10 protein-coding genes are annotated in these 7,617 nt (G+C 70.8%); 3 read left to right on the forward strand and 7 right to left on the reverse strand.

The window, feature by feature from the left end:
• Together EJK15_RS65685 and EJK15_RS65690 are read right to left on the reverse strand one after the other, a co-directional pair.
• A partial coding sequence (locus EJK15_RS65685; protein WP_206062198.1) for a hypothetical protein occupies nt 1–634 on the reverse strand: 634 nt, incomplete at its 3' end.
• 44 nt (nt 635–678) lie between these two features.
• Entirely contained in the window at nt 679–1,953 is a 1,275-nt protein-coding gene (locus EJK15_RS65690; protein WP_206062200.1) for an FAD-dependent oxidoreductase, read from the reverse strand.
• A 64-nt stretch (nt 1,954–2,017) separates the two neighbouring features.
• On the opposite strand from EJK15_RS65690, the gene EJK15_RS65695 reads away from it, so the two are divergent.
• The 3 genes from EJK15_RS65695 to EJK15_RS65705 all read left to right on the forward strand — a co-directional run bounded on the left by EJK15_RS65695 (nt 2,018) and on the right by EJK15_RS65705 (nt 4,381).
• Nucleotides 2,018–2,620, forward strand: a complete 603-nt coding sequence (locus EJK15_RS65695; RefSeq protein ID WP_138720337.1) for a TetR/AcrR family transcriptional regulator — start codon at nt 2,018–2,020, stop codon at nt 2,618–2,620.
• 36 nt (nt 2,621–2,656) lie between these two features.
• On the forward strand, nt 2,657–3,625 hold the full coding sequence (locus EJK15_RS65700) for an NAD-dependent epimerase/dehydratase family protein (protein WP_138720338.1): 969 nt from the start codon (nt 2,657–2,659) through the stop codon (nt 3,623–3,625).
• A 72-nt stretch (nt 3,626–3,697) separates the two neighbouring features.
• Nucleotides 3,698–4,381 (forward strand): glycosyltransferase family 2 protein, encoded by a 684-nt coding sequence (locus EJK15_RS65705; protein ID WP_240778054.1) that lies wholly within the window; start codon nt 3,698–3,700, stop codon nt 4,379–4,381.
• A 132-nt stretch (nt 4,382–4,513) separates the two neighbouring features.
• Here the strand turns inward: EJK15_RS65705 and EJK15_RS65710 are convergent, their stop codons facing one another.
• The 5 genes from EJK15_RS65710 to EJK15_RS65730 form a co-directional block, all read right to left on the reverse strand.
• Nucleotides 4,514–4,726, reverse strand: coding sequence for a hypothetical protein (locus tag EJK15_RS65710; protein ID WP_138720339.1), 213 nt, complete (start codon nt 4,724–4,726; stop codon nt 4,514–4,516).
• Nucleotides 4,727–4,763: 37 nt separating this feature from the next.
• A complete protein-coding gene (locus tag EJK15_RS65715) occupies nt 4,764–5,114 on the reverse strand; it encodes a nuclear transport factor 2 family protein (RefSeq protein ID WP_138720340.1) in 351 nt (116 codons plus the stop codon).
• A 4-nt stretch (nt 5,115–5,118) separates the two neighbouring features.
• Nucleotides 5,119–5,412, reverse strand: a complete 294-nt coding sequence (locus tag EJK15_RS65720) for a DUF3140 domain-containing protein (protein ID WP_240778055.1) — start codon at nt 5,410–5,412, stop codon at nt 5,119–5,121.
• A 52-nt stretch (nt 5,413–5,464) separates the two neighbouring features.
• Nucleotides 5,465–5,773, reverse strand: coding sequence for a response regulator transcription factor (locus EJK15_RS65725; protein ID WP_420847185.1), 309 nt, complete (start codon nt 5,771–5,773; stop codon nt 5,465–5,467).
• A 59-nt stretch (nt 5,774–5,832) separates the two neighbouring features.
• Nucleotides 5,833–7,617 (reverse strand): zinc ribbon domain-containing protein (locus EJK15_RS65730; RefSeq protein WP_206062203.1); only part of this gene is annotated, 1,785 nt, incomplete at its 5' end.

Consider the following 7,617-nt stretch of genomic DNA (forward strand, 5'->3'; position numbering starts at 1 on the left):
GCCCCGCCCCCGCCGAATGCCCCCTGTGGTGCCGGGGTTCGATGTTGTAGAAGCTCCCCATCCCGTACTCGATGCGCACACTCTCCACCGACGGCCGCGCGCTGGCCAGGCACGCCCCCATCGGCAGCCCCAGGTCGGTCGGCGAGGTCAGCGTGTGGGCGTTGCCCGCGACGACCAGCCCGGGCTCCGCGTGCGCCTCGAGCACCCGGCGCGCCATCGAGGCGTCCCGCTGCGACCAGTCGCCGGTGAACATCCCCCCGTCGAACAGTGTGACCCGCAGCCCGTCGATCTTCCTCAGCACCGCCAGGTGCCCGACGGTGACGCGCCCGTCGCCGAGCCACCACAGCGGATGGTCGAGCCCGGTCCCGTCGGCCAGGTAGACGTCGAGCCGCGGCTGCAGGTCCTCCGGCCACTCCAGGGCCAGGTTGCTCAGCCCGAGGAGCCGCATGAGACCGAGGATGATCAGCGGGTTCTCCCTGACCCCGTGCACCTCGCCGAGGAGCAGCAGCCCGGACTCGTCGAGCGACCGCCTGGCCCGGTCGAAGGCCGACGCCTCCACGGGCATCACGTAGTCGTCCGTATCGAACTCGGCGATGGCCCGCTGGAGGCCGTCGAGCGTATCGACACTTGGCATGCTTACACAGTGTTCGCCCGGGTGGTCCCGTGCAACAGACCGGACTACGAGAACACCCTGGCCTTGAGCGAGGGTACGCGCTGGACCAGGCGCAGGAAGGTCTTGAATCCCATCCGCGTCACCCTGCTGTCACCTATGAACTGCTCGGCCGAGCGCAGCGAGTCGCGTACGGCGGCGAAGCCGTACTCGCGCATCTGGGCCTCGTAGCCGGCGATGGCCTGGACCGGGTCGCTCCCGGCGGTCAGGGCCTCAGTAAGAGCACTGCGGAGGAGGCAGGCGTCGCGGAGGGCGGTGTTCGCGCCGATGCCGCGCATGGGGGTCATGCTGTGGATGGCGTCGCCGAGCAGGGTGATGTTCGTGGCCGGCCAGGGGTCGATCGGGATGGACGTGCGGATCGGCAGCAGGCTGACGGTGTCGGGGTGCGACATGTCGATCATCCGGCGCAGGTCCGGATGCCACGTCCTGATCATCCGCGCCACGGTGTCCTTGAGCTGTCCACCCGACATTTCGGAAATGTCGCCCGGGAACCGCCCGGCCGCCGCGCCGACCGCCCACAGGATGTAGCCGCCGGTGTTGTCCATCAGCGCGCCCTCCTGCTCCGTCGCCCCGATCCCGCCCTCGGCGACGACGAGGTCCCGCAGGTCGTGCGGCGCGCAGAACAGGCCCACGCCCCTGGGCGGGATGACGTTGTTCGGCCCTTCGACCAGTCGCGGAGCCAGCAGCTTCCTGGTCTCGGCGGTGAGCGGGAACTTGCCCGCGACCGTGGTGATCCCGGTGTCCACCCGCTCGGCGTGCGGCAGGTACTGCCTGCGCACCCGCGAGTTCCCGCCGTCCGCGGCGACCACGACGTCTGCGGTCTCACTCGTGCCGTCGGCGAAGAAGAGCCGCACGCGCCCGCCGGGCAGGCGCTCATACCGCTCGTACGTCTTCCCGAACCGTACGACGTCCTCCAGCCCGGACAGCAGCACCTGCCTGAGCGTGATGCGGCTGACCGAGTGGTGGTCGTCGGCGGGGTCGGGCGCGTGGTGCGTCTCGATCAGCGCGAGCAGGTCGAGCCGCTCGGTGAGGAAGCCGAAGTCCTGGCCGCCCTGCCCGGTCGTGTCCAGGAAGGCCCGCCACAGGTGCTCCGGCAGGCAGTCGTGCAGCGCGCGGGCGCCGTGGGGATCGATGTGCACCCGGTACCCCTGCAGCCGGTCGGCCGGCGTCCGGTCCCGCTCGTAGACCGTCACGTCGAGGCCGGCCTTCCGCAGCCCCTGGGCCAGGCAGAGCCCGCCTATCCCGCCCCCGATGATCGCGATGTTCTTCGTCGTCTTCGTCATGTCCCCGACTATCATCTATTCGGATGATTCTGTCAACCATCCGGATGGATGATAAAGTCGGCGCATGAGACGAGCACCGGAGGAGAAGCAGCGCGACCCCGAGCGCACGAAGGCACGGATCCTGCAGGCCGCGCTGGAGGAGTTCGCGGCCAAGGGGTTCGCGGGGGCGCGGGTGAGCGAGATCGCCGCCAGGGCCGGGGTGAACAAGCAGCTGATCTCGTACTATTTCGGCGGCAAGGAGGGCCTCTACCAGGCGCTCACCACTCGCTGGCAGAGCGAGGAGAGCGCGTTCGCCGACCGCTCCTCCTCGCTCGGCGGCCTCGTGGCCGGCTACGTGCGGGCCAACGCCCGGCGGCGGGACTTCGGAAAGCTGATGGTCTGGCAGGGCCTGACCGAGGACGGCCCGCCCGATCCCGCCTTCGCCGAGGACGTGCGCCGCGACCTGGAATGGCTGCGCGGGCGGCAGCAGGCGGGCGAGTTCCCCGCGGACGTCGACCCGGCGGCCATGCTCATGGCGTTGTTCGCGATGTCCGCGGCCGGCATCACGTTCCCGCAGCTCGTCCGCGCCGCCTGCGACCTCGACCCGGCCTCGCCCGAGTTCGCCGACTACTACGCCGGGCAACTGGAAAAACTGGTCGAGCATCTGGCCGAGGTCACCGATTCGTAAGATCCACCGGCCCCGGCCGGGTGTTGGATCGGCGGCATGCGCGTGCTCCTCACCGGCTCGGCCGGCTTCATCGGCAGCCACATCGCAGAGGCGCTCGACCACGAGGTGATCACCGCCGACCTCCGCACCGGCGTGGACATCCGTGACGAGGCCGCCCTGGACCGTCTCCTGCCCGGCGTCGACGCCGTGATCCACCAGGCCGCCAAGGTCGGCCTCGGCGTCAACGTGGCCGACCTGCCCGAATACGCCTCGGTCAACGCGTACGGCACGGCGACCCTGCTCGCGGCCATGGCCAGGCACGGCGTGGGCCGGCTGGTGCTGGCCTCGTCCATGGTCGTGTACGGGGAGGGCGCCTACGACTGCCCCCGCCACGACCGCGTCCGCCCGGGGCCACGCCGTGAGCAGGACCTGGCGGAGGGCCTCTTCGACCCCCGCTGCCCGCTGTGCGACAGCGTTCTGTCACCATCGGTCATCGAGGAGGACGCCCCGCTCGACCCCCGTAACGCCTACGCCACCACCAAGCTGGCCCAGGAACACCTGTCCGCCAACTGGGCCCGCGAGACCGGCGGGACCGTCGTGGCCCTGCGCTATCACAACGTGTACGGCCCCCGCATGCCCAGGGACACGCCGTACGCCGGGGTCGCCTCGATCTTCCTGTCCGCCCTGCTGTCCGGGCGGGCGCCCCGGGTCTTCGAAGACGGGGGCCAGCAGCGCGACTTCGTCCATGTACGCGACGTGGCCAGAGCCAACGTCCTCGCGCTCGGGGCGGGGAACGCCGGCGCGCTGACGGCGTACAACATCGCCAGTGGCACCCCGCACACCGTCGGCGACCTGGCCAAGGCACTGGCCGCCCACACCGCCGGTCCCGCGCCGGTGACCACGGGGGAATTCCGGCTCGGAGACGTACGCCACATCGTCGCCTCCCCCGCCAGAGCGGCCAGGGAGCTGGGCTTCACGGCGGAGATCTCCTTCGAGGACGGCATGAAGGAGTTCGCCCAGCGGTAGGAGCCGCCGCGCCCGCGACACGTCATCAGTATGTAAGCGTTGGAACGGGCCGCGGGGTCTAGCGTCGGACCTGTGATCGATGTCGTGTTGCCCTGTCTGAACGAGGCCGAGGCGCTCCCGTGGGTGCTGGAGCGGATGCTGCCCGGCTACCGTCCCATCGTGGTCGACAACGGCTCCACCGACGGCTCCGACCAGGTGGCCGCCGACCACGGAGCCCTGGTCGTACGCGAGCCGCTCCGCGGTTTCGGCGCCGCCTGCCACGCCGGCCTGCTGGCCGCCACCAGCGAGCTCGTCTGTTTCATGGACGCCGACGCCTCCATGGACCCCCGCGAGCTCCCGCTCGTCACGGAACGGGTCCTCGCCGGCGAGGCCGATCTGGTGATGGGGCGCAGGGTGGCCACGGTGGCGAAGGCCTGGCCGGTCCACGCCCGCCTGGCGAACGCCGTCCTGGCGCGCCGGCTGCGGCGCGCGGCCGGGGTGCCGGTGCGCGACCTCGGCCCGATGCGGGCCTGCCGCCGCACCGCGCTGCTCGACCTGGGGCTGGCCGACCGGCGCTTCGGCTACCCGCTGGAGATGGTGCTGCGGGCCGCGGCCGCCGGCTGGCGCATCACGGAGACCGACGTGCGGTATTTCCCGCGTGCCGGGCGCTCCAAGGTGACGGGCACCGTACGGGGGACCCTGCGGGCCATCAAGGACATGCGGGCGGTGCTCGCCGCGCACGCCGGTCAAGGGCAGCGCACGACCATCCCCGCGTAGGACAGGTTGCCGCCGAAGCCGAACAGCAGCATCGGCGCCCCGCGCCGTACGCGCTCGCCTGGGCGACCAGAGTCGCGCGGACCCTTCCCAGCGGCCGGAACCGTCCCCAGCGGCCGGAACCGTGCGAGGCGGCTAGCTCGCCGACAGCCGGTCGAAGAGCTCCAGAGCGGCCTTGCGCACGTCGTCAGGGGCGAGCCCGTCCAGCGTCTTCCTGGCGTGCGTGATGTCGCGGGTGGTGGCCAGCGTGATGGCCACGGACGAGGCCGCCGCGCGGTCGATCGATCCCGTCGGGGCGGCGTCGGCCAGCTGCTGGGCGCTCGCGGCGAGGTCGAGGTTGTCTCTCAACGGATCTCCTCGGATGAAGACGGTTCGGCCCATTGCATCATCTGGCGTCGTGCCGCATCCACCATTCGGTGAATTCCCGGCATCGACCGTCGGTTACGAACCGTATCACCCAGAGGTTACTGTACGTTTTGTCCGGGTATGTCGTGACTCCTTGGATGACGCTAAGATCCTCCGTCACGCACACCGGATGCCACTCAAATGCCGCATCGCCCGGTTTGTCCTGCCGGTCGAGCCAGTTCCTGACGATCTCGTCGCGTCCGTGCCACGGCGCGCTGTACGGCTCGGTGTAGTAGACGGCGTCCTCCGTGAACAGGGCGGAGATGTCGTCGGGAGCGTTGGAGTTCCATGCCCGGACGTATCCCTCGATCCACGGACGCGGCTCGATCATGGGCTCATCCTCTCAACGGGTCGTGCCCGACGGACATGAGCTCGCGCCGCGACTGGTCGTCGGTCTTGTCGCCCATGGTCTCCACGAGCTCCACGACCCGCCGCATCGCATCGAGGTCGGTCTTGGTCAGGTCGCCCTTGCGCTTGCTCAGGACGTGGAGCACGCTCCGCCCCAGCTCGTCGATGCCCATGTCGGGGTCGGGCGGGAAGCCCTCTTCGTTGGAGGCGTCGGCCAGCAGGTACGCGCGCAGTTCCTCGGAGTTCATGTTGACCACGCGATGGAACTCTTCCCAGAGCATGTCAGTCTCAAAGCCCTCAGTCATACGGCCCGCCTACCCGCCATGTCCCGCGTTACGCCCCCGGCACGGACAGCCCGGACTCGTACGCGGCGATCACGGCCTGCACCCGGTCCCGCAGCCCCAGCTTGCTCAGCACGTTACTGACGTGCGTCTTCACCGTGTGCTCACTGACCACCATGGCCGCGGCGATCTCCGCGTTCGACAGCCCGCGCGCGATCAGCCGCAGTGTCTCGGACTCCCGCGCGGTCAGCCCGTCCAGCGACGCCACGGGCCGGGCCGCGGGCCGCGAGGTGAACTCGGCGATCAGCTTCCCGGTGACGGCCGGCGCCAGCAGCGACTCGCTCGTGCGTGTCGCGGGCAATCCTGGCGCGCTCGGCTTCCATCTGACGCTCCCTTTCCAGCGTCTGCGATTCTCTGTATTTACCTACGTATTTCTGGCAAATCGGGCGGGCGTTGCCGTGGCGGGCCGTCTGCGTAGACTCCCAGGGGGAGTACGGGGGTGGCCGCGACGCGGTGGAAGCCGGTCCGGTGTTGAGGATCGCGTACAAGCCCTGTACGTCCCGATGGGCGGGTCGCCTGGCGTGCTTGGCCCGCCGGACGCTGTCCATTCCTGTTGGGGAGTGGGGCGGGCACCGTGCGCCGGTCGGGCACACGGCTGGAGGTCATCGCATGGTTCTTCGGGGTGCGGGTGGATCGTTTCGGGGTCGGGCGGTTCTTGGATCGGTCCCGGGCTGCTGGGCGGGGGTGCAGGTCGGTTCGGGTGCGGCGGGTGCGGCGGGCGGCCCGGGTCGCCTTGCGGGGTCGGCGGGCGCGGGCCACGTTCCCCTCCACCACCGTGGCGATGGTGCGGGCGCCGGTGGTGCGGTCGGTGCGGGTGGCCTGCTGGCCGAGCAGGCCACGTGCGAGGATGCGTTCGGCCGCGGCCCGGTCTCGATCACACGACAGCCCACAGGCCGGACAGTGCGCCCATGCCCAGCCCTTCTCGGTGAGCCGGTCGGGAGCCGGGCAGTGCTGGAGGATCGAGGTGCCCTGGCCGCAGCGGGGGCAGTACTTGGAGGTGCCGCGGGCCGGGACGGTGACCACGGCGATCGTGCTCTTGGCCGCCAGATGCCGGATCGCCTCCACGACCTGTCCGCGTACCTGCCCCGACAGCCGTGCATTCGCGCGTCCCCGGCGCCCGCGCGCCTCCAGAGTGGCCAGGTCCTCCAGATAGATCACCGTCGCCCCGGCGGCGAGGGCCTGGTCGAGTGCCCAGCGGGCCGCCGACCAAGCCAGCGCCTTGTTCAAGTGCCGGATCTTCGCGCACACCCGCTCGTGGTCCACCCCAATGGCCTCATACGCTGTGGCCAGTTCGGCGAAGCGGGCATCGGCGGGCGTGATGCCCTCCATAAGCCGTTCCTGACGCTGTTTCTTGGCGGCCAGGTGCTCACGCTCGGCCCGCAGTCGGTGCAGCTTGGCCGACACGCCGGTGGCGTCGTAGGTCAGCGGCCGCCCATCCGTGACGACCCGGCCGTCGGCCGTCAGCCGTCCGATCGTGCCGGTGAGCAGGGCGTTCAGCCCCCAGTCGAAGCCGCACCCGATCACGTGGCCGGTGGCGGGCGCGAAGCCGATCGGGGTCTGGAACGGCAGATCGACCCGTACCCGGCCGTTGTACACCCGCAGGGTGGGGGCGCACAGTTTCGCCTCCGGCGGGACGGTCGGCGGCAGGGCGATCGGCAGCAGGTGCCAGGCCCAGTCCTTGGCGGATGTGGGGCGGGCGGTCAGAGGCAGCTTGACCCGCAAACGGGCGGTGTGCTCACCGGTGCGCTCCAGGGTGGCCAGTTGCCGGTCGGCCGCAGCCAGCACGATCTGCGCCGCACACGCGGGAGGCTCCTCCAGCTCGGTCAGATCCGCCGGCAGCGCACCGTCGTGCGCATCGCTGTAGGCGCGGATCTGCCGGGTCCGGTTGCGGATCTCCGCCGCGCCCACCCCATCCGGCAACGCCGCCCGCAACGCCGCCCATTCGGTGTCGGTGCGCTTGCACGGGTCACGCGGCCAGGTCGCCACGATCGCCGCCACCACAGCACGCCGGTGCAAAGCCAGCCGCAACAGACGGGCCGCCTGCTCCTGGGCACACCGCAGCACCCGATCACACACATGCACGCCCGACGCCGGACTCACGCCCCAGCCCAGCCGCCGCACAGCCATCCAGCCCTTGGCCGGCAA

Source organism: Nonomuraea basaltis, from assembly GCF_005893125.1.
GTDB lineage: Bacteria > Actinomycetota > Actinomycetes > Streptosporangiales > Streptosporangiaceae > Nonomuraea > Nonomuraea basaltis.